Origin of the sequence: Actinoplanes campanulatus, assembly GCF_014647795.1 — a bacterium.
In the GTDB taxonomy this organism is placed as follows: domain Bacteria; phylum Actinomycetota; class Actinomycetes; order Mycobacteriales; family Micromonosporaceae; genus Actinoplanes; species Actinoplanes campanulatus.
The window spans coordinates 171,997-196,397 of sequence record NZ_BMPW01000019.1; the positions used below are offsets into that span (position 1 = coordinate 171,997).

At 67.9% G+C, this 24,401-nt stretch carries 29 protein-coding genes; 22 read left to right on the forward strand and 7 right to left on the reverse strand.

The window, feature by feature from the left end; genetic code table 11:
• Positions 1-138 precede the first annotated feature (138 nt).
• From IEZ13_RS32300 to IEZ13_RS32350, 11 genes are all read left to right on the forward strand, one after another.
• Positions 139-699: an NUDIX hydrolase gene (locus IEZ13_RS32300; protein WP_203833972.1), complete on the forward strand. Its 561-nt coding sequence runs from the start codon at positions 139-141 to the stop codon at positions 697-699.
• Positions 700-829: 130 nt separating this feature from the next.
• Entirely contained in the window at positions 830-1,768 is a 939-nt protein-coding gene (locus IEZ13_RS32305) for a phosphotransferase (protein WP_183223260.1), read from the forward strand.
• Positions 1,769-1,937: 169 nt separating this feature from the next.
• On the forward strand, positions 1,938-3,134 hold the full coding sequence (locus IEZ13_RS32310) for a protein-L-isoaspartate O-methyltransferase family protein (protein WP_229795330.1): 1,197 nt from the start codon (positions 1,938-1,940) through the stop codon (positions 3,132-3,134).
• Between the two features lie 172 nt (positions 3,135-3,306).
• A complete protein-coding gene (locus IEZ13_RS32315) occupies positions 3,307-3,963 on the forward strand; it encodes a DUF402 domain-containing protein (protein ID WP_183223262.1) in 657 nt (218 codons plus the stop codon).
• 97 nt (positions 3,964-4,060) lie between these two features.
• On the forward strand, positions 4,061-5,296 hold the full coding sequence (fxlM, locus tag IEZ13_RS32320) for a methyltransferase, FxLD system (RefSeq protein WP_229795332.1): 1,236 nt from the start codon (positions 4,061-4,063) through the stop codon (positions 5,294-5,296).
• On the forward strand, positions 5,293-5,922 hold the full coding sequence (locus tag IEZ13_RS32325; RefSeq protein WP_183223266.1) for an AAA family ATPase: 630 nt from the start codon (positions 5,293-5,295) through the stop codon (positions 5,920-5,922). Before fxlM ends, IEZ13_RS32325 begins: the two co-directional genes overlap by 4 nt.
• A 16-nt stretch (positions 5,923-5,938) precedes the next feature.
• Complete coding sequence (locus tag IEZ13_RS32330; RefSeq protein WP_183223268.1) at positions 5,939-6,472, forward strand: GNAT family N-acetyltransferase; 534 nt, start codon at positions 5,939-5,941, stop codon at positions 6,470-6,472.
• Between the two features lie 179 nt (positions 6,473-6,651).
• On the forward strand, positions 6,652-7,008 hold the full coding sequence (locus IEZ13_RS48010; protein ID WP_183223270.1) for an NUDIX domain-containing protein: 357 nt from the start codon (positions 6,652-6,654) through the stop codon (positions 7,006-7,008).
• Between the two features lie 252 nt (positions 7,009-7,260).
• A complete protein-coding gene (locus IEZ13_RS32340; RefSeq protein ID WP_183223272.1) occupies positions 7,261-7,869 on the forward strand; it encodes a YdcF family protein in 609 nt (202 codons plus the stop codon).
• A 121-nt stretch (positions 7,870-7,990) separates the two neighbouring features.
• The gene (locus IEZ13_RS32345) at positions 7,991-8,593 is read left to right on the forward strand and encodes a nucleotidyltransferase family protein (protein WP_183223274.1); all 603 of its coding nucleotides are present in this window, start codon (positions 7,991-7,993) and stop codon (positions 8,591-8,593) included.
• Positions 8,594-8,824: 231 nt separating this feature from the next.
• Positions 8,825-9,331 carry an NUDIX domain-containing protein gene (locus IEZ13_RS32350; protein ID WP_229795334.1) on the forward strand — a complete coding sequence of 169 codons (507 nt, stop codon included), beginning with the start codon at positions 8,825-8,827 and terminating at the stop codon, positions 9,329-9,331.
• An 11-nt stretch (positions 9,332-9,342) separates the two neighbouring features.
• Here IEZ13_RS32350 and IEZ13_RS32355 read toward each other — a convergent pair whose 3' ends face one another.
• Positions 9,343-9,657 carry a hypothetical protein gene (locus IEZ13_RS32355; RefSeq protein ID WP_183223276.1) on the reverse strand — a complete coding sequence of 105 codons (315 nt, stop codon included), beginning with the start codon at positions 9,655-9,657 and terminating at the stop codon, positions 9,343-9,345.
• Between the two features lie 459 nt (positions 9,658-10,116).
• Here IEZ13_RS32355 and IEZ13_RS32360 point away from each other — a divergent pair, with 459 nt between their 5' ends.
• Positions 10,117-10,977: a GNAT family N-acetyltransferase gene (locus tag IEZ13_RS32360; RefSeq protein WP_183223278.1), complete on the forward strand. Its 861-nt coding sequence runs from the start codon at positions 10,117-10,119 to the stop codon at positions 10,975-10,977.
• Positions 10,978-11,047: 70 nt separating this feature from the next.
• On the opposite strand, the gene IEZ13_RS32365 is transcribed toward IEZ13_RS32360, so the two are convergent.
• Positions 11,048-12,118 (reverse strand): S66 peptidase family protein, encoded by a 1,071-nt coding sequence (locus IEZ13_RS32365; RefSeq protein ID WP_183223281.1) that lies wholly within the window; start codon positions 12,116-12,118, stop codon positions 11,048-11,050.
• A gap of 243 nt (positions 12,119-12,361) precedes the next feature.
• Here IEZ13_RS32365 and IEZ13_RS32370 point away from each other — a divergent pair, with 243 nt between their 5' ends.
• Together IEZ13_RS32370 and IEZ13_RS32375 are read left to right on the forward strand one after the other, a co-directional pair.
• The gene (locus IEZ13_RS32370; protein ID WP_229795338.1) at positions 12,362-12,838 is read left to right on the forward strand and encodes a GNAT family N-acetyltransferase; all 477 of its coding nucleotides are present in this window, start codon (positions 12,362-12,364) and stop codon (positions 12,836-12,838) included.
• Complete coding sequence (locus IEZ13_RS32375) at positions 12,838-13,650, forward strand: carbon-nitrogen hydrolase family protein (protein ID WP_229795340.1); 813 nt, start codon at positions 12,838-12,840, stop codon at positions 13,648-13,650. The genes IEZ13_RS32370 and IEZ13_RS32375 overlap by 1 nt, the downstream gene beginning before the upstream one ends.
• Here IEZ13_RS32375 and IEZ13_RS32380 read toward each other — a convergent pair.
• Positions 13,545-15,074 (reverse strand): UDP-N-acetylmuramoyl-tripeptide--D-alanyl-D-alanine ligase, encoded by a 1,530-nt coding sequence (locus IEZ13_RS32380; RefSeq protein WP_203833970.1) that lies wholly within the window; start codon positions 15,072-15,074, stop codon positions 13,545-13,547. The genes IEZ13_RS32375 and IEZ13_RS32380 overlap by 106 nt on opposite strands.
• Before the next feature lie 14 nt (positions 15,075-15,088).
• Positions 15,089-15,868, reverse strand: coding sequence for a phosphotransferase (locus IEZ13_RS32385; RefSeq protein ID WP_306421550.1), 780 nt, complete (start codon positions 15,866-15,868; stop codon positions 15,089-15,091).
• A gap of 209 nt (positions 15,869-16,077) precedes the next feature.
• On the opposite strand from IEZ13_RS32385, the gene IEZ13_RS32390 reads away from it, so the two are divergent.
• Entirely contained in the window at positions 16,078-16,941 is an 864-nt protein-coding gene (locus IEZ13_RS32390) for a DUF6042 family protein (RefSeq protein ID WP_183223283.1), read from the forward strand.
• Positions 16,942-17,029: 88 nt separating this feature from the next.
• Here IEZ13_RS32390 and IEZ13_RS32395 read toward each other — a convergent pair whose 3' ends face one another.
• Positions 17,030-17,365 (reverse strand): hypothetical protein, encoded by a 336-nt coding sequence (locus tag IEZ13_RS32395; RefSeq protein WP_183223285.1) that lies wholly within the window; start codon positions 17,363-17,365, stop codon positions 17,030-17,032.
• A 261-nt stretch (positions 17,366-17,626) separates the two neighbouring features.
• On the opposite strand from IEZ13_RS32395, the gene IEZ13_RS32400 reads away from it, so the two are divergent.
• The 5 genes from IEZ13_RS32400 to ligD all read left to right on the forward strand — a co-directional run bounded on the left by IEZ13_RS32400 (position 17,627) and on the right by ligD (position 20,749).
• Entirely contained in the window at positions 17,627-18,055 is a 429-nt protein-coding gene (locus IEZ13_RS32400) for a DMT family transporter (RefSeq protein WP_203833969.1), read from the forward strand.
• Positions 18,056-18,081: 26 nt separating this feature from the next.
• On the forward strand, positions 18,082-18,681 hold the full coding sequence (locus IEZ13_RS32405) for a class I SAM-dependent methyltransferase (RefSeq protein ID WP_183223287.1): 600 nt from the start codon (positions 18,082-18,084) through the stop codon (positions 18,679-18,681).
• Between the two features lie 20 nt (positions 18,682-18,701).
• The gene (locus IEZ13_RS32410) at positions 18,702-19,130 is read left to right on the forward strand and encodes an NUDIX domain-containing protein (protein ID WP_203833968.1); all 429 of its coding nucleotides are present in this window, start codon (positions 18,702-18,704) and stop codon (positions 19,128-19,130) included.
• 70 nt (positions 19,131-19,200) lie between these two features.
• Positions 19,201-19,689 carry a P-loop nucleotide/nucleoside kinase family protein gene (locus IEZ13_RS32415; RefSeq protein ID WP_183223289.1) on the forward strand — a complete coding sequence of 163 codons (489 nt, stop codon included), beginning with the start codon at positions 19,201-19,203 and terminating at the stop codon, positions 19,687-19,689.
• A gap of 130 nt (positions 19,690-19,819) precedes the next feature.
• Positions 19,820-20,749, forward strand: coding sequence for a non-homologous end-joining DNA ligase (gene ligD / locus IEZ13_RS32420; protein ID WP_183223291.1), 930 nt, complete (start codon positions 19,820-19,822; stop codon positions 20,747-20,749).
• 503 nt (positions 20,750-21,252) lie between these two features.
• On the opposite strand, the gene IEZ13_RS32425 is transcribed toward ligD, so the two are convergent.
• Positions 21,253-21,510, reverse strand: a complete 258-nt coding sequence (locus IEZ13_RS32425; protein ID WP_183223293.1) for a hypothetical protein — start codon at positions 21,508-21,510, stop codon at positions 21,253-21,255.
• Positions 21,511-21,673: 163 nt separating this feature from the next.
• Between IEZ13_RS32425 and IEZ13_RS32430 the strand changes: the two genes are divergently transcribed.
• Positions 21,674-22,603, forward strand: a complete 930-nt coding sequence (locus IEZ13_RS32430) for a hypothetical protein (RefSeq protein WP_183223294.1) — start codon at positions 21,674-21,676, stop codon at positions 22,601-22,603.
• Between the two features lie 199 nt (positions 22,604-22,802).
• On the opposite strand, the gene IEZ13_RS47630 is transcribed toward IEZ13_RS32430, so the two are convergent.
• Positions 22,803-22,934: a hypothetical protein gene (locus tag IEZ13_RS47630; protein WP_260179362.1), complete on the reverse strand. Its 132-nt coding sequence runs from the start codon at positions 22,932-22,934 to the stop codon at positions 22,803-22,805.
• A 115-nt stretch (positions 22,935-23,049) separates the two neighbouring features.
• On the opposite strand from IEZ13_RS47630, the gene IEZ13_RS32435 reads away from it, so the two are divergent.
• A complete protein-coding gene (locus tag IEZ13_RS32435; RefSeq protein ID WP_183223296.1) occupies positions 23,050-23,916 on the forward strand; it encodes a hypothetical protein in 867 nt (288 codons plus the stop codon).
• The last annotated feature ends 485 nt before the right edge of the window (positions 23,917-24,401 follow it).

Below are 24,401 nucleotides of genomic sequence, written 5' to 3' on the forward strand. Positions count from 1 at the left end.
CTGCCGAGGTCACCGGGGGCCGCGCACTGCAGGGCCTGCGCCGCTCCGACACCCTGCCGGTGCCCTGTTGATGAAGGAGAGAACACGTTGACTGTCCCGCACCGTCCCGAGCTAACCAGCTTGCCTCCGCAGCATCCGGTGGATGTCTTCCTGGTGTTCACCGACGGCGACCGGATTCTGCTGGCGCTCCGGGAGGGCACCGGATACCGCGACGGCTGGTGGAACGTCCCGTCCGGCAAGCTGGAACATGGCGAGGACGCGCTCCACGGGATCCGGCGGGAGGCCTTCGAGGAGATCGGGGTGCGGCTCGCCGGTGACGAACCCCGCTTCGCCGGCGTTGTGCACCACCGCAACCCTGAGGGACAGGGCCGGTTCGCGCTGATCTTCGCGGCTGAGTTCGATGCGAGCCGCCACGGTGAACCGGTCAACCGCGAGCCGCACAAGTGTGCGGAGATCCGCTGGTGGCCGCTCACCGACGAGCTGCCATCGAACACGGTGCCGTACACCGCCGCCGGCATCGAGGTCTGGCGTAACGGCGGGGGACTGCAGATCAGCGGATGGCAAGAGCAGGCAGATCGTGTTCTGCCGCGACCAGACCGTCATACCACCGCGACCGCCCTTGACCGCGATGAGCCGAAGACCGGAGACACGGCGATGACGAACGACCGCACGCGAGCGACCCCGGGCCGGGCCCAATGATCAGTAACGCGGGACCTGCCCGGCCCGGCCACGATGATCCCGTCCCGCTGGACGACGTTATGCCGCCGCATCGGCTTCATGACGGTGGGATCGCGCGGGGCGGACACGGCTGGTACCGGAAGCCCGGCCGATGACAGCGGTGTTCACGACCCGCCCCTCGTGGGAGACGGTGCCCGCCGGGTTGGCCCGAGCGGTCGAAGAGTGCGTCGGCAGCCCGATCGTCGCCGTCCGCGATGTGCACGGCGGCATGACCCCCGGTCCGGCTGCCGTGGTGACGTTCGGCAACGACGATGCGGTCTTCGTGAAAGCGATCAGCCGGCGGATCAACGCCCGCTCACACGAGCTCTACCAGCAGGAAGCCGCCGTCCTTTCGGTCCTGCCCACCGCCGTTCCCGCCACCCGTCTCCGCAGGGTCATCAACATCGGCGACTGGATAGTGCTCGTCACGGATCCGGTTCCAGGGTCGGTCGCCGGGCCGCCCTGGACGACGACGTCGGTGGCTGCGGTGGCGAGGGCCTGCGCCGCCGTGGCGCGGGTGCCTGCCCCGGCCGGTGTGCCGCCGGTACTCGACCGGCTGCCCGATCTTGACGGCTGGACCGTGCTGGCCGCGGAGCCGGACGCGCTGACCAGCTGGGAGGCCCGTCACGTCGAGCGGCTTGCCGCTGCGACGACAGGGAGGCGGGAGTGGACCGCCGGGCAGTGGCTGACGCACCAGGACATCCGCGCCGACAACGCGATCATCGACCCCACGCACGGCACCGCCGTGCTCGTCGACTGGGGTTCCGGCGCTGCGGGTGCGCCGTGGCTCGATCACGCGTTGCTGGCCGCCGACGTAGTGGCGGCAGGCCATGCCGAAGGGCCCGACATCGCCCGGCGGCAGGCACGGGATCTGCTGGCCGGCCAGCCCGCCGAGGCGGCCCGATTCGTGGTCGCGCAGGCCGGCATGTGGCGCCGGAACTCGACGCTGGCCGCTCATCCCGGCATGCCCACCCACCGGCGGTGGCAACGGGCCCGCGCGGACGCGTTGCAGCCGCTTATCGAGGACCTCCTGACCATGGTCGAGCAATGACGCGCCCGGCGACTGAGCCGACACGCTCCCTGCCCGGCCAGGCAACGGAGCAGGGCATCCTCTCCTTCCTCCGTCTGATCGCGGTCGCACCGGTCCATTTCGGGAGACCGCGCTACCGGTCCCGTGCGGACCGGCAACTGGTCGCCTATAGGCCGCATCACCGATATCGGTGGCAGCGACGGCCTCTACCGCTGACCAGGCACATCAACCCACTATCGCGACGCCTGCGAATGGAGGAGCCATGACAGACCTCGATGACGCCTTCGACGCCGAACCGGCCGAGGCATTCCACCGCCACGAGCGCTGGGGCGAAACCGTGCACCGGTCGACGCCGGAGTCGATCCGTCGTGAACTGGCCGCTCTGCAGGTGCAGCCTGGCGATCGGGTTTTGGAAGTGGGGACCGGCTCCGGCTACAGCGCTGCCCTGCTGGCCCGGTTGTGCGCGCCGGGTGGCCGGGTGACCAGTGTCGACATCAGCGATGAACTCATCCGGCGCGCCAGGGCGATCCACGCCGAGCGGGGCATCACCGGTGTCGACTTCCGCGTCGGCGACGGGCTGGCCGGTGTTCCCGCCGATGGGCCTGTCGATCGGGTGGTGGCGTGGTGTGCCCCGCCGCGGCTCTGCCGGTCGTGGACCGAGCAGGTCGTGGACGGTGGGCGGCTCGTCGCGTGCCTGCCGATCGCGGCGTTGCCGTCGATCACGCTGATCGCCACCATCACCGTCACCGCCGGGCGACCTCGTATCGAGGCCGTCACCGGCGGTGGCTACGCCCAGAGCACTCCCACGGCGGTCGACGACGCACAGACCGTCCCCGGCCGCTTCGTCGACTACTGCGACGATCAACCCGATCCGTCCTGGATCGGTATTTGCTGGCGTGCTGCTGACAATCCGCAGCATACCGGCGCCAGCAATGCCCTCCACCAACTGCTGAACCCCGGGTACACCGCCATGTACCGGCAGATGGAGCAGGACTGGCGTTCCTGGTACACCTGGACCGCCGCGCTCAGCGACCCGCAGCTGAGCGCCGTGTCGCTGCGCAACGAGATCCGCGGGCTCGGGCACACGACGTCACGCTCCGCCGCAATGATCTTGACCGATGGGGCCATCGTCGCCGATCGGGAGGACTCGCCGTCGCTGTTCGCCTTGCGGGCCTGGCTGGCGCGGTGGGAGCAGGACGGCCGCCCGGTGCCCGAGTCGTTTCCCTGCACCCTCGTGCCATACGACGGCCCCGACCTGCCGGGCTGGAACTTGCAGGTCAGCCAGGGCGCTGTGACGTCCCGACCGGGAAACGCCGCGGGGCAAGGATTCCCCGCCGGCCCCGGTCCCGGGCAGGCAAACCATCGAGGCGCAAAGACACTGCCGTGACCAGTCGGTACCGCGCCATCGGCGTCGTTCACGTCGTCCGGCTGGACACAACCAGGGCACCCGCGGCGACCTGGATGATCCGTGCCGACCAGCCCCTGCACCTAGCCGCCACGGTGCCGCGCCCGCTTCTCTTCCTACCGGGTGTTCCTTTTCGTGAACGGAGGCCTTCCCCATGGCACCTGCAGTCTTCGAACCCGGTTCGACCGTCGTCCGACGCGACGTCCGCGACGGCAAAGTCTGGACCGCCGCCCCGCACCGCGCGCTCGCCGACGACGGCCACCAGCTGATCCTCGTGACCTGGCCCGGCACTGCCGGCTACACCCTGGCCAACTGGATCAAGTCCTTGACCGGCGCCGGTGAACAGGCTCGCAGGCAGGCGGTCACCGACTTGGTTGACGGCGACTGGGAACTCGGCCGCTGGGTCTGGCGCGACACCATCGTCGTCACCTGGATCGGCCTCGACCCCGATTTCAGCCTTCAGCACTACCAGCCCGTCGACGGCAGCCCCGGTCACTGGAAGATCAATTTCGAGCGGCCAGTGATCCGACGGCCGACCCTCCTGGATACGTGCGATCTCCTGCTCGACCTCATCACCGACCCGGGCGGCAACACCTGGCGATGGAAGGACGAGGCCGAGTACGAGCAGATCCGGCGGGCCGGCATCGTCCCCGACAGCGAACACGAGCGGGTGCAGGCGGCCCGACAGCGGGCCCTCGCCTTCGCCGAAGCCGGGCGTGGACCCCTCGCTGAAGACTGGACGACCTGGCGGGTGCCTGCCGACTGGCCCCTGCCGACCTTGCCCGACGGCGTCCTGAACACCCACCCCTAACGCCGCGCCGGGCACGGCAGCCACCCTCGCCCAGCAATCCAGCACCAGACGGTGCCCCATGACAACCACCGAACATCCCCGGAAAGGACGACCAGGAGTGGACACCACGGTCGAGAGCACCTCACCAGACCGGCTGCGCGCCGACCTGGCAGCACGCCTGACGGCGAAGGGCTGGACCCGCGCCCCGGCAGTCGAGCGCGCCTTCCGCACCGTGCCGCGGCACCTGTTCGTACCGGACACGGTCGGCCTGGAACAGGCGTACGCGGACGAGATCGTCGCGACGAAACGCGGACCGGACGGTAAGACGACGAGTTCGGTGTCCGCCCCATGGGTGCAGGCCTTCATGCTCGCCGAGGCCGGGCTCAAGCCCGGCGCCCGGGTCCTTGAGGTCGGCTCCGGCGGTTACCAGGCAGCCCTGATCGCCGAGCTGGTTGGCCCGGACGGACTGGTCGTCACCATCGACATCGACGCCGATATCACCGGACTCGCCCGCACCTACCTCGACCGGGCCGGCTACCCGCACGTACAGGTGGTCCACGGTGACGGCGACCTCGGGCACCTACCCGGCGCCCCCTACGACGCGATCATCATCACCATGGAAGCTGGCGACGTCTCGCCGTTCTGGGTTACACAACTCGCCCCCGACGGGCGGATCGTCCTGCCGCTGCGGATGCGGACGCTGACCCGCTGCCTCACCTTGCACCGCCGCCACGATCACCTCGTCGCGAGCAGAGCCCTTCAATGTGGGTTCGTCCCCATGCAAGGTGAGCGCAGCCAGCTCGCCCGCCGGATCCCATTGCGCGGCAACGACATCGTCCTGCTGCTCGATGAGCCTGCCGAGGTGGACGCCGACGCGCTCTCCAGCGCTCTCGAGGGGCCGCGGGTGGACGTGTGGTCGCCGGTCACCATCACCGGGGACGAGCCCGGCGCCTTCGAGAGCCTGCACCTCTGGCTGTCCAGCCAGCCTCGCCCGTTCGGCGCCCTTGCCGTCGACCGGCAACGTACCGAGGGCCTGGTCGACCCGCAGGACCGGTTCACCTGCCCCACCCTGCTCGGCGACGGCTTCGCCTACCTGACCATGCGCAAGATCGGCGACAACCTGTGGCAGTTCGGCGCCCACGGCTTCGGACCCGACGCGCACACGCTCACCACCGACCTGCTCGACCTCACCACCATCTGGGACCGCGACTACCGACACGCCTCCACGCCGAAGATCACCATCCATCCCCATGGCACCACCCCACCGGCGGCGACCGGGCAGCCGCAACTCGTTGTGACCCGCCGGCACACCACCATCGCCGTGACCTGGCCGGCGCCGAGAGCCCACCGATGACCGCCGAACCTTGCGTCGAATGCAATTCCGCGGGGTCGGCGCTGCTGCTGGTGATTCGCGGCAACAGCGGCAGCGGAAAGACCACCACCGCCCGCGAGGTACGCCGCCGATACGAGGCTCGCGGCCTGGCCCTCGTGGAGCAGGACATGGTCAGGCGTGTCATCCTGCGCGAACACGGCGGCGGAGGCAGTGACCGGGTCGCTCCCGGTCTCATCGCCACGATGGTGCAGACCGCGCTCGACGGCGGCTACCACGTGATCTTGGAAGGGATCCTGCACACCGGCCAGTACGGCGATCCCCTCCGGGATTTGATCGCCAAGCATCCCGGGCCGACCGCCTGCTACTTCATGGACGTGTCGTTCGAGGAAACGGTGCGCCGGCACCGGCTCCGCGCTGAACCGATCCCCGTCGAGCCGGAGACGATGCGCAGCTGGTACGCGGGACAGGATCTGCTCGGCGTACCGGGGGAACAGGTGATCCCCGAAGACATGGGCTTCGCGGACGTCGTCACGACGATCCTGCACACCAGCGGACTCGCCGAAGCGGCCCCGCTGGCGCCCTGCCCGACCCGATGCGCCCGGTGCACGGAAAAGGCCGCCGCCACCACCGGGCCGACAGAATCATGAGCACCTTGACGCTGCGATGGAAACCCAGGGGTGGGCGGTGACCGGATGGCTATGGCCGCCACTGGAAGGCGAACGGGTGCGGCTGCGCCCGCCCGCCCCCGGCGACGAGCCGGCACTGATTGAGATGGCCACCGACACGCGGGTACGCCGCTACCTCGGCGGACCTGCCGACGAGGCGACCGCAGCGGCGCGGGCCGCCCGCAAGGCGACCGCACCAGCGTGGGGGGAGTTCGTGATCGTCGACGTTGTCACGGGTCAGGTGGTCGGAAGCGGTTCCCTGGCCCGCAAACGCGGCCCCTGGGAAGTCAGCTTCCAACTGCGCCAGCAGTGCTGCGGCAACGGCTTCGCGTTGGAGGCGGTGCAGTTGATCCGCGATTGGTTCTTCCGGCACACCACCGAGGACCTCCTGATTGCCACGACCCAGCAGGCCAACGCCGCCTGCCGGCGGTTGCTGGTACGGGCCGGAGCGGTACTCGCCGGAACGTTCGAGCAGTACCAGGTAGTCCAAGAGCGGTACGAATTCCAACGGGCGTGCGTTCGCGTGATCTGAAGCGTCGCCGATGTGATGATCGGCGACACACTGCAATGGAGATTGGCGGGAGCTCTTGAGAGGCATTCCGCGTTTTGCCGTCGCCCTCTTCAGCAAGGCCCTGCAAACGTACTGGAGAGTCGTCCGGCCCAGGACTTGCGGCGTCAAGGCGTTGATCCTGCACCGTCCGAACCAGGGCTATGCGTGATGATCAGGCACTCCTACACCGACCAGCAGCGCTGGGGCTGCCTGGCGGCGGATACCACTCTCGCAGGGAGTCACCCGAGAGCGCTGTTCGCCGGGAGTGCATGGAAGAGCTGGGGATCGAATTCATCGGAGCAGTCGAGGTGCTCGATGAACATTTCACGGAACTGGAGGGAAAGCGGGATTCTCTGAGAATTTTCAGAGGGGTTGCGTTGTCGACTAAATTGAAGCCGAATCGAGAAATCGCGGAGGCCCGCTGGACGCCACTTGACTACTCCGGACTTCCCGACGGAAGGCTGATTTCCCGGTGGGCGGAGATGGCGATTGCTGCCCACCGGGGGACCTCGTCCTAGGCCGGGGATTTTGAAGGTCAGTCGACGGCCCGCTATACAGCCATGATGGGCGCGCTGTGCCCGGTCGTATTGCCACTGGCTGCTGCGATCCCGGTGACGCCGGGCCATGGCTCGTAGGTGGCGCGGGGTGGGCCGCCTTCCGACCGCGCTATCGAACAGACGTCGCGCCCCATCTTCTCTGGTGCGGCATTTTCCAGGCGGACCGAAATCCACCGCTAACTCCAGTAGTGGCCGAATAGCAAGGGAGTGGACGTGTCAGTTTCTGATGACCGGGTGGCGGACTTTGTCGACGCCTCAACTCCAGGGCTGGGTAAGGCCGACCTGATCTTTGTATTCGGATCAACCCTGCCCGAAGCTGTCTCGCCAGCCGTCGAGGCCTTTCGGTCGGGTCTCGCGCCGTTGATTGTTCTCACGGGAGGCCCCAACCGCCGCAGACCTGCTCATGTTGAAAGTGAGGTGCACGCGCATCTGCTCCAGGCGCAGGGAATCGAGCCGGAGCGACTGCTTGTCGAACGACGTTCGCGCACCTCGGTGGAGAACGTCCTTCTTGCGCGCCCTCTCATCGAGGAACGGCTCAGATCGATACGAACGGTGATTGCTGTAGTCAAATGGTGGCAAAGGCGCCAGGTGCACGTCTTGGCCGCGGGTCTCCCGACGGTCGAACGCATCTACGCTGCCACCTGGAACCCAGCTGGTCGTGCCGATGGGCGCGATTATGACCGAAGTAGCTGGACTTCAAGTTCTGATCGGCCGCGGATCCAGCGCGAGGCCGAATACTTGAGCAAGCTTTTGACTTCTGAAGAATTGCCGGGGCTGTCACGCACGGAAGCCGGTTGGGTTCGGGTGAGGCCGGGAGTCTGAGTCGTTTGTCCTGAAGGTTCAGCGATAGTTAATACCTCGAATTGAGAAGGCGTGCGCCGCTACTACAGGCGCCTACTTCGTGGATATGACAGCTGCGAAAACAAGATGACAAGGTGAGGGTATGGTTTCGGTCGGGCGACTTCCCCTGGATGAGCAACTAGCCGCCTTCACGACGGCTCTGACCCGCAACGAGGTCTTGACCGAGGTGATCGAGCGGACTGCTGCCTTGCAATTGCCGGACTGGTACCTCACTGCGGGCTGTCTGTTCCAGACGGTCTGGAACGTCGCCACCGGCAGGGCTCCTACCAGCGGCATCAAGGACTACGACATCTTCTACTTCGATGCCGGCGACCTTTCATGGGAAGCCGAAGACCGCGTGATCAAAGCAGCGGAGGAAACGTTCGCCGGGCTGGCCGCCGATGTGGAGATCCGCAACGAGGCCCGAGTGCACCTGTGGTACGAGAAGAAGTTCGGCGTCGCCTGCGCCCCCTACTCGTCGACCGAGGCGGCAATCGACTCGTTCGCCGCCACGACCTGCTGCCTGGGAGTCCGGCGCGAACCTGATGGCCGATGGCGTGTTTACGCTCCGCACGGGCTCTCCGACGTATTCAACCTTGTTCTGCGGCCCAACCCTGTCCTGGCCCCACGGGAGGTCTACGAAACCAAGGCGGCCCGGTGGCAGGAACTGTGGCCCGAACTCACGGTGCTCGACTGGCCCGAATAGCTGACGCCCTGCCCGACTCGCGTTCGATGCCGGGCAACGCCTGCGCTGCCACACGAGGGACGCGATAGCCGCATTCCCGGCGCCGTCCTGCGGGCCTCGCGTCCCCCCGGTCGGATCCGCGGGGCGCAATCGACGCCGGGCCGTGACCCGTCCGATTAGGTGGCTCGGCGCCGGCGTACGGCGGTGCTGAGGGGTCCGCTGGGGAAATTCGACGCGCGTAGCGTATGGGAGGTGGGTAAGCGGTTGGAGCCGGCGAAATGGTATGCGAGCCTGCCGAGTTTTCTGTCGTCGGCCACTGCGCTGATCACTAACCGGGCAGGCACGGCAGTGCTGGCGGTCAAGCCGAATTACCGGCCGCACTGGAACCTGCCGGGGGGCATCATGGAGGCCGGTGAGCCGCCGCACGTGTGTTGCGTCCGCGAGGTCGCCGAAGAGCTGGGTGTGAACCTGAACCTCGGTCGGCTCTTGGTGCTGGACTGGGTCGAGCCCACACCCGTCCGTAAGGCCTGGTTCGGGTACGTGTTCGATGGCGGGGCCCTCGACGACCCTGCTCAGCTCACCCTCCAGAGCGAGGAACTGGACGACGTCGCGTTCATCGACGAGTCGCAGATCCGGGCGAGGTTCACGGCCAATACCGCGGACCGGGTGCACGCGGCCCTGAAAGCCCGCGCGAGCAACGGCGTGGCATACCTGCATAACGGCAGGATCGTGCCGGCCGCCAGCTCCGGCGCGCTGTAAGCGAGCCAGAGTCAGGCGGCGGCGAGGATCTCACGGGCCTCCGCCTGCCATGCCTGTGCCGCGGGATGCTTCCGATGCGCCGCGAGCGCGCTGGCGTACTGGTGTAGTCGTTCGCGTAGTCGTCGTGAGCGCAACTGGAGGGCGGAGTGCAGTGCCGGCCGGGCGGTCTCGCACGAGCGATCGACGTCGCGAAGCCCGAGGTACACGCGGGCGAGAACGATCTCATGCAGGGCGCGGGCGCGGATGCTGTCGTGCGGCAGGTCGAGTGCGGCCGTGCTGTGCCGAACCGCTTCGGTGTGCAGGCCGAGATCGTGTAGGCAGTGCATGGCCGAGCTGGCCGCCGTCTCAGGACTGCGCGGCGTCCTGCTCGATCAAACCCAACTTCTCGCGCTTGCCAGCGCCCTGGTCCGGGAGCTGTCCATCAACGTCACAGCCGATTAGTCCTCGAACCGAGAGCGCTCGCGGCAACCTCATGGACGGAGCGCCGGTGACCTTACGGATCGCCATCACGCAGCCGGCGGCGAGCGCAGACGTGCGCCGCCACGGCAGAGCGGTCCGGGCGGCGTGCAGGCCGGCGCCCGCATCGCCGAGCGCCGTTGGCCAAGGCCGACTTGCCGTAGGTGCGGTCGCGCCGGGCGGAGCGGATTACACGGCCGGCGCGGCAACGGTCTCGATGGTTGCACCCGCTGCCGGACTGCCAGCGGCGCCGCGGTGCCGCCGCGACAGCGAGCGCAGAGAGGTGAGTCGCTGGCGCCACGGCCAGTGGACGGCGAAAATGGTGAACCATGCGGTCGGATGACTGGCACCTCACCGAAGACGTCAACGACTTCCTTACACGAGCCGGAGCCTTCTTGCGTTCGCGGCCCACTCACCACACGATGGCGCTGACGGCAACCGAGAAACTGCGAACACGCCAGGGGGGCACGGACGGCGTCGTGTTCGGTCGGCTGGAGACCGACGGCGAGGTCCGCGCCATCTTCTACGGCGCCCCATCCCGCGCCCTGAACGTCACCTGCCTCACTCCTGAGCAAGCCGATGTCCTCGCCGGCCAGATCGTTGCCCTCGGGCACTGCCATTCCTCTGTCACCTCGGACCACAGCACCGCTACCGCTTTCGCCGAGGCGTGGCGACGGCACACCGGCGCAACACCGACGCTCCGTTCTCGGCTCCACCTGTACCGCCTCGGCGCGCTCACACCGCCGGCGAAAGCCCCGCCAGGCAGGGGCCGGTTCGCGGGCGAACAGGACCATGAGCGCCTCATGCGCTGGTGCCAGGAGTTCACTGCGGACGTCGGGGAGATCGGCTCCATCAACGCTGCATCTTGGGCCGGCACCCGCTTCGCCGACAAGAGCTATACCTTCTGGGAAACTCCGGACGGCACACCCGTCTCCATGGCCGGGCTGAACCCCATGGTCGCCGGCCAGGTCCGGGTGGATCCGGTCTACACCCCACCCTCTCTACGCGGCCGCGGCTACGCGGGCGCCGTGACCGTCGAGGTGAGCAGAGCCGCATTGGCCGCAGGCGCGACGGACGTCGTGCTCTTCACGGACGCCGCCAATCCCACCAGCAACGCCCTCTACCAGGGCCTCGGGTACCGTCCGGTCACCGACTGGGCCGTGTACGGCTTCGCATATGCCAGAACTTGAGTGCTTCAGTTCGTTGCGGAGCAGCGCCGCATGTCCGCGCCTCACGTCGGTTCGATGGGGAATGATCGGTTCAGCAGACGGCCGCCTCCACGGTGAGGGTGCCGGAGCGGGTATCGATGGTGGCGTGCGTGCCCAAGGGAATCGTGGGCGGGTGGTTTCTATGACCGGCCGGGATGCCACCTAGTACCGGCACGCCGAGCCGGCCGAGCCTGTCCCGCAGGACATCGACGACGCGCCATCCGCCGAGCGTCTCGTCCTCGAGGTCCTCCTCGAAGTTGACGAAGCATCCGAGCACGATCCCGGCGACACCGTCGAGGTCGCCGGTGCGCATCAGTTGAGTCAGGGCTCGGTCGACCTCGCCGATGCCGGTGCCGCGTTGGTGCTCGAGGAACAGGATCGCGCCGTGCAGGTCCGGGATGCTGGCCCCTGCTTCGGTGCGAACGGCGTCGAGGTTGCCGCCGAGCAGGACCCCGGAGGCTGTTCCGTCGACAGTGACCGCGGCGCTGGCTTCGTTCGCATCGACGTGCAGGACCACGTCGTCGGTGGTCATCAAGGCCGCACGGAGCGCCTCCTCCGAGGCGGGACCGCACCATTCGGAACTCCAGTTGATCAGAGGTCCGTGCAGGGCGGTGATGCCGGTTCGGGCCCACAGCAGCAGCATGTGGGTGGTGTCGGAGAACCCGACGATCGGCTTCGGGTCAGCGCGCAGCGCCTCGGTGTCGATGTCGTCGACGATGCGGTAGGCGCCTTTGCCGCCCCTGGTGGCGAAGATGGCGCGGACGCCGGGGTCGCGTACCGCGTCGTTCAGGTCGGCGATCCGGTCCTCGTCGCGGCCGGCCATGAAACCCCACTGGTCGAACACGTGCTGACCGACCTCGACCTGCAGTCCCCAGGACGTGAGCACTTCGATCCCGGCGGCTGTGTGGTCACGACTCGGTGGACTCGACGGCGAGACGATGCGCACCCGATCGCCTGCCCGCAGCCGGGGTGGTTTCCTGCGCGGCGCCGCCGCGGGACCTGCTGAGCCCGCGGCGTGTGGTGGGCCGGCCGCGCCGTCGGCGACTCGCGTAGCGGTACCCGACGATGACACGGGGCCCCGGTCGTCGCCGGTGGCGGTGGTCCTTGCGGAACCGAGGGCCATCGGTGGCTGCTCGCTTTCTGGTGGCGGTCGGTGGCCGTGGCCAACGAGTGTCGACGGGAACAGGGTCCTGCCTCGCCCCGCCGGCAGACAACACCGCTTCACCCTGACGGGTGATCAGCGGCAGCCGACACGTGCGGCCGCAGTCTCTGTTCGGCCTGCATCGTGCGTGCTCGCCTCTGCTGGGTTGCTCGCGGGGCGGCCTGGCTGCTGTCGAGGCGGTCGGTGAAGTGCCAGAGTGGGCAGGTGCAAATCCGCCCGCTCGCCCCTGTGGACATCGCCGCGGTCATGGCGCTGGTGCGGACCGGCGAGCCGTACATCCGGGTGCGGGCTGACTCGGACTACTGGCTCTACGCGCACCTGTTCGCCGACACCTGCCCCGTCGCTGTCGCCGGCCAACAGCTCGTGGGCGCGGCCATCGCATTCCGCAGCCAACGCGACCCGCAAGACGTGTACGTGCAGGATGTGACAACCCATCCGCGGTGGCGACGTCAAGGCGTCACTCGCCTGCTGATCGACGACATTCGCCGGCAGGCTGCCAGATGGGGCTGCGCCCGGCTCTACCTGACCTCCGAGCCGCAGAACCGCGCCGCCCACGCCACCTGGCTGGCACTGGGCTTCACCAACATGCCCGGCGACTACCAGAGCGACGGCGTCGCGGTGACCGCCGACTTCAAAGGCCCGGGAAAGCATCGCGCCGTCTACCAGCTCCCGCTCACCTGATGCCCTCGCCGACGCCGTCGAACGGCCCGAACGCCGGCAGGATGGCTGAACTCGGCGACAAGCTTGCCGGTGTGGTCCGTGTCGGCGCCTGCCAGACGCCGGAGATCCTGGCCGATCCGGACACGGCGCTCGGCTGCATCGAGCAGTTCGCAGCCCAAGGCGCCGACCGCGGGGCCGATCTGCTGCTGTTCCCGGAGTGCTTCCTTCAGGGATACCTTACTGACGACGAGCACGTCTCCCGGTACGCGCTCGAGCTGGACTCGTCCGGGTTCGCCGCGGTGTTGCGCCGCCTCGCCCCGGTCGAGCCCACCCTGGTCTTCGGCGTCAGCGAGGCCGACAGCGGGCACTTCTTCAACACCGCCGTCGTCGTCGATCGCGGCCGGCTCGTCGGCCGCTACCGCAAGACCCGGTTGATGCCCGGCGAGACCGTGTTCACCGCGGGCGAGGACTACCCGACCTTCGTGGTGCGCGGCCTGCTGCGGTACGGCATCAACATCTGCTCGGACACCCAGTTCCCCGAGCCGGCCGCCCGGGTCGCCTCGCAGGGAGCGACCCTGCTGCTGGTCGCCGCGCAGAACATGATGCGCCGCCCGACCGCGACCCGGTTCAAGGACCTGCACCACAGCATGCGCGCTGAACGGGCCCGTGAGACCGGCATGTGGCTGGTGTCCGCCGACGTCACCGGCACCCGCGAGGACCGCATCGCTTACGGCCCGACCAGCGTTCTCTCGCCGCGGGGCGACGTCATGGCGCAGGTGCCGCTGCAGACCACGGGCATCGTCGTGGCCGACATCCCCGTGATGCCGAGATGACCCTGGACTGCCTGTCTTGCCGCCGGCCGGTCGCCGCCCGGGTGGTGGCTGCTCACCGCGCGAGCAGGTGTTCGACGACTACCTGCAGGCCCGCCGAGCGGGAGCCCTTCACCAGCACCAGCTCCCGCCGGTAACACCTCGTCCAGCAGCGCAGCAGCGGCCGTGGGGTCCGCCACGAGCCGGTGATGAACGCCGCCATCGCCGGCCGCGTCTGCGATCGCCGCCGCGTCCCGGCCCCCGACCGCGATCACCAAATCGAGGCCGAGTTCGGCGGCCAGCACGCCGATCGCCCGATGGTCTGCTTCGGTGCGGTCGCCGAGCTCGGCCATCTGGCCGAGGACCGCGACCGTGGGCCGGCCGGCGCTCATCGCCAACAGGGCCCGCAGGCCGGCCGCGACCGAGTCCGGGTTGGCGTTGTACGCATCGTCGATCACCGTCGTACCGTCGCCGAGGTCGTGGCGCTGCATCCGCCCACCGGACAACGGCATCGCCTGCGACAACGCGCACGCCGTCGCGTCGACGTCCTGGCCGACGGCGTGCGCGAGCGCGGCGACCGCCAGGGCGTTGGCGACGTGATGCTCACCGATCAACCGCAGCCGGACCGGCGCCTTCCCGGACGGGGTGATCAGTACGAACCCGGCCCGGCCCTGCTCGTCGAGGTGCACGTGCTCGGCTCGCACGTGGGCACGCGGGCTGTACCCGAACCAGGTCACCGAGGCGACGGTGCGCTGGGCCATCGCCGCCACCAGCGGGTCGTCGGCGTTCAAAACGGCGATACCGTCCGCCGGCAACGCTTCCACCAGCTCGCCTTTCGCCTGCGCCGTCGCCTCCGGTCCGCCGAACTCGCCGGCGTGGGCGGCGCCCACGTTGAGCACGATCGCCGCGTCCAGCGGCACCAATCCCGTCAGATAGGCCAGGTGCCCGATCCCGCGGGCGCCCATCTCCAACACCAGATATCGCACGTCCGGCGGTGTGGCCAGCACGGTCAGCGGCACCCCGAGCTCGTTGTTCTGCGAGCCCACCGTCGCATGAGTGCACCCGTGCCCGCGAAGTACCTGTGCGAGCAGATCCTTGGTGGAGGTCTTCCCGCTCGACCCGGTCACCCCGATACGCGTGACCGCGGTCATCCGCCTCGCCATCCACCCGGACAACGCGGTCACCGCGGCGAGCGTGTCCGCCACCATGATCGCCGGGCCCGGCACCGGCCGCGACGCCAGGACACAAACGGCGCCGCCGGCCAGAGCCTGACCGGCGAACAGATGCCCGTCGACGTGCTCGCCGACGAACGCCGCGAATACACAGCCGGGTTGCACCTGCCGCGAATCGATCACGACCGGCCCCGACACCACCAGGTCCGGATCACTGACCCGCTCGAGTGTCCCGCCCACCACCTGAGCGATCTCCCGCAAGGTACTCGGCACCATGGCCGTCTGCCTCCTCAAAGCCGTTCCGCGGAAGCCTTCCCCCGCTGATACGCCGACCACCGGCCTGTCCAGTCCGCCAGATCGCGCGCCCAGCCGACCGGGTTCTCCTGCGCTTTGCGTAACCACTTCGCGGCGTTCTTCGACGCGAAATCGGCCACGACCGCCGCATCGGTGGCCCGCCACACCGGAAACCGCGCCACCCACTGCTCGGCTTGCTCCGGCGAGTGGCCACTGCCGATCAACCACGGGACGAGCAAGGCCAACTCGAGCCACGGCGCCGCCTTGGCCGCCATCGCCCAATCGACGATCCGCAACCCACCCGCGGTCACGATCAGGTTGGCCCGGTTGAGGTCGGTATGCACCAACGTGGCGCCCTCCAGGTCCGCCGTCGCGAAACCGAGCCGGGCGGTAGGACTGAACAACGACAGGTCCGGCGCGGGCATGCGCCCCAGCCTCTCCACGGCGCTGGCAAGCAGGTCCAGGTCAGGGCTGCCCGGCGACAGATCGGCGTGCGGACCATCGCAGCACTCGAACGCCACCACCAGCCAGCCGCCCCACTCGCACTGCCACTCGACCGCCGGGGACAACGATGCACCGACGGCCCGGCTCACCCGCGCTTCGAAACGCAACGACCGAACCCCGAAGTCGGAGCAGGCGGCCTTGACGAACACCGTCCTGACCCGCCCGATCACTCGCGCGGCGACCTCGGCATGGTGACCGCCCGAAGCCGGGATCACCTCGAAAGGGCCTATCCTGGCGACGATCGCATCCGTCACCGGTCGCGGCAACGTCACGGCTCTGCTCAACGGTCACCTTCGGGGCTAACAGGACGGAATGCGATCTAGTCAACATCAGATTCCGGTCCCAGACGACGGTCAGCCACTCATTGCGATGTACGTCCTCGGATTCTGCACGAATGTCCGCTGGGACACCGGGACGAGTGGGCATGTACGTCGGCGGGTCGTTCCAGCATGCGCCAAAGCGGCGACGCTACCCTTTCTCGGTGAGCGAGTCAGAACGTCCGACGGTTCGAGTGTCAGCGTTGTTCCAGCTCGGCTGGTTCCGCTGGCTGCCGACAGCTGCCATCGACGTTGACGGACTCCTGCATGCTTGCCCTGGCGAGCCCCGCGACGAAGCGGGGCAGGCCCTCGCACTACTACACGCGCGCAGAGGCGGCCTGAAGCTCGACGAGGGTGACGACGCTGTGAAGTTGGAGGCCCTGCAAAGGCTTTCAGCGACGTTGCCGCCGGCACCCGCCTGGCACGACCCGACGCAAGACATCGACCTTGCCACTCTTGACGACCCCGCCGACGTCGAGGCGGAGCGGGCCGAACACGCCGAACTAGTCGCTCAGCACGACGCAATGCTCGCCAAGGCCGGGCTCGCCCCGGCCCGGACCGTCGACGACGTGATCGGCTTGATGATCCGATTCGGGCTGATCACGGTCGAGGGCGAGCAGCAGCGGCTAACTCTGGCGACCGACCCGCCGCTGCCGACGGAAGTCCTCCCGCTCAGCGAGGAGGAAAAGCAGCGGGAGGACTCGCTGCGGTGGCGCTCACGATTCGGTCGGCTGTCCCAGCGGGTGCTGAGGCTGTTTCTCACAGAACAGGGGGATCTGGCCAAGACGAGGATGACCACGACCGTCGACAGGATCGCCGTGACGTTGGAGGCGGATCCAGATGCGGTCCGGCAGGCGATCCTGGTGCTGATCGACGAAGGGGATTTCACGGTCGAGCGGCAGAGCGCCTCCATCGACATCGAGCGGCTTGCCGGTCACCAGCGGTTCGACCTGGTTGTTGACCCGGTGAAGTTCGGCGAACGCGGATCGTATCGAGTCAACGCGAAGATCGAACGCGACGACGCCTGACCGCCGCCGACCGCCGGCACGCCGCCGGACGGCACCTCGTGCCGTCACCCGGGTAGGAGGCTGTCCGAAGCACGTGAGCCACCCCTTCTTAGGACGGCCCACCGGCTCGTTCCCGGTGCACACGGGCGCGCGCCTCACCTACGGCCTCGGCGCTAGCAGCATCCAATTCTGGCCGTCGCAAACGGTAAATCAAATACAGCAGTGCGGTGAGGCAGAGACCTAGTACCGCGATGAGGCCAAGTGCGATGTTCAGCCCCCACAGGGCGGCAACCAGCCGGTTGTGGCCGTCAAGATGCGACACGATGAACCAGTTCGCAATGGCTGCACAGACCGCCACTACTGTGCCCGCCCCGAAGTGCAGAGCACGATCTTTGAGCTGCTGCCGAAGGTGCGCGGTGTGGTCACCGTGATAGATCCGGGTCACTCGGCCAGTGTGCCACTCCAAATTCGGGCTCAGGTGCACCTGCGCTAGAAACCACGCCGAGAACACCCTAGGCGCTTCGTCGGAGTGCCTCGCGCGAGACGCGCCTTGAGCCGATGCTCCCCAACACCGTGGACGCGGGTGTGCTTCCTACCTGCCGAAACCTCGATCGCCGACAATTCCTCCTCGGCATATCGCCACCCCGCAGCGTCGAGACAACCGGGGACAACCGGGGACAACCGAAGACAGCTATCGACCGGTGTCATGATCGGTTTGACTCGGCCCATGGTTGGCTGGCTATGGATGGCGGGGGCGATCCTCACTGAGATCATCGCTACCGCAGCGTTGACATACTCCCAGGGCCTGACCCGTGCCCCGGTTGTCGCCGTTACGGCGGCCCTCTACGTGGCGTCGTACGTGTGCCTGGCGCGGGCGCTGCATGCCGGCGTTGAAGTTTCAGTCGGCTACGCGGTGTGGAGCGGCGTCGGGACCGCGGCCCTCGCCGTGATCGGTGCCGCACTGTTCGGTGAAGCGCTGACCGCGAGCCGCATCGCCGCCATCGTGCTGATCATTTGCGGAGTCGTGCTGCTCCAGCTGACAGCGACGCCCGCATCTGCCCAGCCGGCTCGGGTCCAGTCCACGCCGCCGTCTGCCGCCCTGGCGGCGGACGGCCCTCCTCCCCGGAGCCCATGATGAGCACTTATCGCATGCCCGCCACCTTGGGCCGCGACACCCGCCGCTTCCTGGCCGCGGCGTGCCGCACGCCGCGAGAGATCGGCGCCATCGCGCCCAGCGGCCGGCACCTCGCGGCCTGCGCCGCCGCACTGATTCGGCCCGGTCATGGGCAGACAGTGGTCGAGTTGGGACCCGGCGGTGGAGTCATCACCGACGCGCTGCACCAGCGGCTGACCGGCGCTGACACTTTGCTCGCGATCGAGCGTAACGAGACGATGGCGGCTCATCTGATGGCCACCCGACCGTGGCTGGACGTGGTGGAGGGCGATGCCGCCGACCTGCCGGCCTTGCTGGCGGCGAGCGATCATCCCCGGGCGGACCTCATCGTCAGCGCCCTGCCATGGAGCGTCATCCCCGCCGCCGATCAACACGCTCTGCTCACCGCGATCACCAGCGTCCTGAACCCTGGCGGTGTCTTCGCCACCGTGCTCACTCTGCCGGTACTGCCGTTGCCGATCATCAGGCAGCTGCGCCAGCGATTGAGCGGATATTTCGCCGCCGTGACCTACCGAACCGTGTGGCGCAACGTTCCCCCGGCTCGCCTGTACGTGTGCACTGCCTCGACGTCCCCGGACATGCCGTAGCAGGTTGCTACGGTCGGCGGATGACGGTTCGGGTGACGGGCGTCTGCATCGAAGACGGCAGGTTGCTGGTGTTGCATCAGGACACCGATGGGCCGCGCCGCTGGTCGCTGCCTGGTGGCACGGTGGAGGACGGCGAAACGCTGTCCGAGGCGTTGATCCGGAAGATGCGGGAGGAGACCGGCGCCGAGGTGCAGGTGGGCCGGCTGCTCTATCTGTGTGACAACGTCGCGGTCCGGGTCGTTCACATCACCGTCGAGGTGCGCCGGGTCGGCGGTGAACTCGGCGCGGTGACGCCGGGCGCGGACATCCGGCCGATCCGTTCGGTGGAGTTCGTCGCGCTGGACAAGCTGACTGAGCTCGGCTTCGGCGATACTTTCGTGCAGCTGTGCCGGGCAGGTTTCCCCGGCGCCGGCTCCTACATGGGTGCCAAGACCAACATCGGCTTGTAGCCGGCTCAGTGTTCTGGGGTACCGGGCGTGACGTAAGGGAATCCGGTCAGCGGTGGTCGAAGGTGAGCGTATGGCGGTCGCGTATCTGCTAGTAGGGCTGACGGGGGCCGGGAAGACGACGTACGCCGAACGGGTGCTGGTGCCACAGGGTGCCGTGCGGTTGTCGGTCGACGAGCAGGTGTTCGACCGGCACGGCCGCTATGGTGTCGACTACCCGGAGCACACCTACTTCGAGAAGGAAGGCCCGGTCGTTGCCGAGGTGCGCAGCGAGCTGGTGCGTCTGCTGCGACAGGGTCGTGACGTGGTGGTGGACCACGGACTGTGGCGGCGCAAGGTCCGCGACGATTGGCGGGCACTGGCCGAGTCCGCAGGCGGGCAGGTGCGGCTGCTGTACTTCCCGGTGCCCAAGCAGGAGTTGCTGCGCCGACTGAACGACCGCAACACCCAGAACCACGCAAACGCACTGATGGTGACGGCAGAGGCGTTGGACGACTTCTATGGCCGGTTCGATGTCCCCGACGGAGAGAACGAGCAGGTCATCCCGGCCGGTTCGTTCTGACCGGGATGATCGTTAGGTCTTCGGCGGCAAGAGCGCGCTGAAGTTTCTGGTTCGGCTGCGCCTCCAGCGGCTCGGGTTCGATGATCATCAGATGCATCCGGCTGCGGGAATACCACCCGCGATCGCCCCTATGCTGGCCACGCCTGGCTCAGTCCCGACCGGCGAAGGCTGGGCGGTAGAGGTCAAACACGACGGGATCAGGGCCGCGGTGACGGCCGCCGACGGCCGGTGGAGGCTTCGCAGCCGCGCCGGCCGTGACATCTCCAGCGCCTTTCCCGAACTGGGGGTACTACCGGACCTCCTCGGCGGTCGCCGGGTAGCGCTCGACGGTGAACTGGTCGCCTTGGACGCTTCTGGCGTCTCTGACTTTTCCCGCCTTCAACACCGCATCGGTGTAAACGAGCCCAGCACCCAGATTCTCCGAGCAGTACCGGTCACGCTTTATGTGTTCGATCTGCTCGTCATCGACCAGCAGGACATCATGGCCGCACCCTACGCCGAGCGCCGGGCAATGCTCGAAGAGCTCCAGGTACACGGGACTGCCGTGGACACCCCGCCGTCCTTCACCGATGCGGCCGCCGAGGTGTATGCCGCGGCGCAGGAACACGGCCTGGAGGGCATCGTCTGCAAACGGCTGACATCGCCCTACAACCCTGGCCAAAGGTCCAGAAACTGGGTTAAAACGGTGATTCCGCATGAGGCTGATGTGGTGGTGTGTGGATGGCTTCCCGGCCGGGGCCGACTGCGTGGTGCCATCGGCGCGCTCGTAGTCGGGGCCTACGACCGCGCGGGCGAACTGCACCTGGTCGGCAGGGTCGGCAGCGGCCTGTCCGGCGCATCGCGCCAGCGACTTCAGCAGCAGCTCGCCCCGCTGCGCCGTAGCGACCCGCCGGCAGGTCATGCCGAGAGCGTGGCCATGGCCGACGCCACCTGGGTTGATCCACAGGTGGTCGCGCGGATCGCTTACCGGTCATGGACGGGCCGCAACCAGCTGCGGCACCCGGTATATCGAGGAGTCCTGACGGATCGGGACGCTTCCGTTGCGCAGATGCCCGACTGACGCTTCCGGCACGGTTGTGCCCCGTAAGCGGCTGGACCAGGGCTGCCCTTCGGCAAGTTATCCACAGGCCGACTGACGGTGTTGCAAAAGGCCGGCCTCTTCGCCACCGTGGGAGATGACGCTGGCGAGGTCACTCCCAGACGGCGCCGGCCACGCCTACGGGAGGTGGGGCGCCGCATGCAGCAGGCCACCGGCGTCGCCATGGAAACAGGCGTCCTCGACACGGCTTAGTCGTGTCAGTCAACCTAAGACGGGCCCGGTCAGTGCCGATACATAATTAGAACATCAGTACGATTCCCGAATGGGGAACACCAGACCTGAACGCGAAGCACCGTTGGCGAGAACGGCCTACGTCGCGGCAGCTCGCCGATACGTGCAGGCGCTCAGTGCGTTCTTCGCCCAAGGCGTTCCCCTCGACCCGGGCGCCCCTACGCGAGTGCGCAACTGGACCGCATCCGACGTCGCCGTCCTCCAGGAACTGCACACCGCCCTCGGCGACGTGCTCAGCACACGGCGCCGATGGGATGAACTGCGAAGGCGAAACGGCTCTTCAGCGGATCGCTGATCACCAGGACCGGCATCCGGAGCGTCCTGGCGGCCAAGAAATAGCAGACACCATCAGACCCTTGCCGGACGGTGCGGCCGCCGAAGTTTTGAGGTCGCCTACCCTTGCCGATGTGCCGGGCGCCGGTCCAGTCTCGTCGGATTCTCTCCCCGCGATGATCGCCGCCCGGCACCTTCACGGCCAGGCGCAGCAACATTGCATCGAACGAAGTCGCCGCATCTTTCCGGACATGCCCAGCATGTTGCAGAGTCAATTGCCCTGGTCCCGGCTGCGGGCTGGCGTGCGGGGAACAACAGCGGCTGAAGCGGGATCCGGCCAAGACCACAGAGCGCGTCGTGGATACGTGACACGATGCGGTCGTGACCACACGACGGGAGAAGTGGTTCGCCGCTGGAGCCAATGCCTTGCATCGGACGCTCGTGGCCCACGGCCTCGCTGGTGAGATCCTCGACCTGTTACCGGCCGACGGCGCCTACGCCTGCCCATGCTGCCTGATCGCCTACAAACGGACCGCGCTCGACGATGGGCCTGAGCCGACGTTGTCCGACGAGCACGTCCCGCCCGCCGCGACAGGAGGCGAGCCACTGCTGCTGACCTGCCGTCCGTGCAACAACCGCGCGGGCACGGTGTGGGATGCCGATGCCGCTGAAGAACGGCAGCTCACCAACGCCCTCACCAGGCAGCCGAGCGATCCCGTCGACGTGACCCTCACCATCGGCAACATCCGTGTCCAGGGCGCCTACGACGGCAACGGCGATCTGCCCTCCTTCACTCCGGCCATGAAGAAGAACGCCAACCGGCCGGGCGACGTGAACGCCGTCGCCGCTCACCTCGCGCGGTCGATCGAGAACAAGGACCCCGTCGACTTCAACGTCACGCACCGCTGGCGACCTACCGCCGACGCGGCGGCCTGGTCATGGATTCGCGCCGCGTATCTGGCGGCATTCGCGGTCCTCGGCTACCGGTACGTCCTGCTTGCCGTCCTCGCGCCGCTACGAACCAGGCTGGCTGACCCACAACCCGTGCCCGCTCCGAAGCTGTTGATCCCGACCGGGCGGCCCCAGCTTGATCGACCCCTGATGATGTTGGTCGAGCAGCCCGCCGCCTTGCCTTGCCTCATGGTGGACTTCGGGCACGCCTGGGTGTTTCTGCCCGGCTGGCGTAATCCGCAGACCATCACCGGCATCGAGCAGGCGCTCCAGGGGATGATCGACGCCGGCGACAGGGTGCGCGGCAGGCTGATCCCCTGGCCTGAAGAGCCGCTCTACCGACTGGACCCGAAAGAATGAACGACGAGCCAACCTCAACAGTGCCGCCTTCATGACCCTGTTCGTCGCCGTGATGCACCGCGGTTCTCGGGTCCGCTGCGGCCGGCCATCACCTGGGCGGTGACGGCCGGCCATCACCTGGGCGGTGACGGCCGGCCGCCAAGTGAACGCTAGAGCTGCGTTCGGCGCCCGTTAGAGCGCGAGCGGGCCGCGGACGCAGTTACAGGAGCAGGTGCCAGCTGATGACGGCGATCAGCATCAGGACGGTCAGGCGGGCGGTACGGGCGTTGCTGCCCATGGCGTAGCGGATGGTCCTGCCCGCTTCGCTGATGGCATCCAAACTGGTGATCATGACGATCCATCCCTTCAGGGTTGAGTGGAGAGCGGTGTGGCTCTCGTCTGAGGATCGTGGGAGGCCGCTGCGGGCCGCTAACTGCGCTGCGACGAATTCGATGTAATTTCTAAGTGTGGAGACGCAGGAGCCGTGCACCATCGACGACCTGCTGTCGAGCGCGTCCGAGCGGGGCCACGATGTCGGGGCTCGTCTGGTGACCGACTGGGTGCGACGAGGCCTGCTCGACCATCCCCGACTGCGGCCTCTCGGCCACGCCCGCGGCTCGTTGCCGGCCCTCTACACCCCGCAGCAGCGTGATCTCTTCCTCGCGCTGCTCGACAAACGGCGCGACGGTGCCACACGCATCAAATCCCTGGCGAGGATCCCGATCTGGCTCTGGCTCTACTACGGCGACGACTATTTGCCCACCCGGCAGGCGTCGCTGGCCTTGAAGACCTGGCTCGGCAACTTCTCGGCGAGCAAGTCGGCGGCAGCCGAAGCCGCTACCGCGATGCTGCAGCAATTCGACCACCCGGATGCCACACCGGCAGCCAGGCGCACCCTTCACTTGGCTCTGACCGACGTTGCCCTCAAACGCCGGATCGTCGACCGGCCTGGGCTGGAACGGGCCGTCCGCAACGTCTTCGAACCCGCCGAACCTTTCGGTCGGGTCCGCAGGGGAGCGGGCCCCTCGTCGATGCCCCTCACTGCTGATGTCGTCGTCCCCTACATCGAGGCTCGCCTGGCCAGCGCCCGAGCCATCAGCGCCGGAAGAATCGACGAAACGTTCCTCGACCACGTCCGCGACGAGTTCAGAACCAGCCGGGCCGAGTACGCCAGCATGGTTCCCGCCCTGAGCACCACTGCAGGTCAGCAGCACGCTGCAATGTTCGTCGCCGACACTCCCGAACGTCAGCTCCACGAATGCGCCAGCGAGTTCCACACGCTCCTCGGATTCATGCTGCTGGACAGAGAACGCAAAGGTCGTGCGGCCCGCTGAACAGCGGGAAGACTCAGACCCGCCCTGCGGGCGCTGCGCCGATCGCGATTAGACGGTCCGAACGCAGCGCACATAGCCAGCACCACAAGATCACAGGGGCGACGGTCCCGGAGATCGTCGAGCACGGCAGAGACGGCGGCACGTCCACCCGCTCCAGCGCGAGCGGTGCCGCTCACAGCCATGTCCATTTTGTGCACGGGATCAACCGGGGACAACCGCAGACAACTTCCGGCTCGGCAGCGAAGCAGGCAAGGTCATCTACGGGAAGCCGCCGCCGGTTCGGGGGGACGGTCTGCCGCCGCGGCGGACGGACCAGCGGCGGCTCTCTCTCAACCTCGACCGGCAGCGCCGCCCGCGAGCCGCACCTGACAAGGCCGGCATCCAGAGCGCTGAGCGCCACGACGTCGCGGCACCCGCCCCCACGCGGCGGAGCAGCCGACCACGAGCGTGCTCGTCCCCGGTCGACCCCATTGCCACTGTGAGAG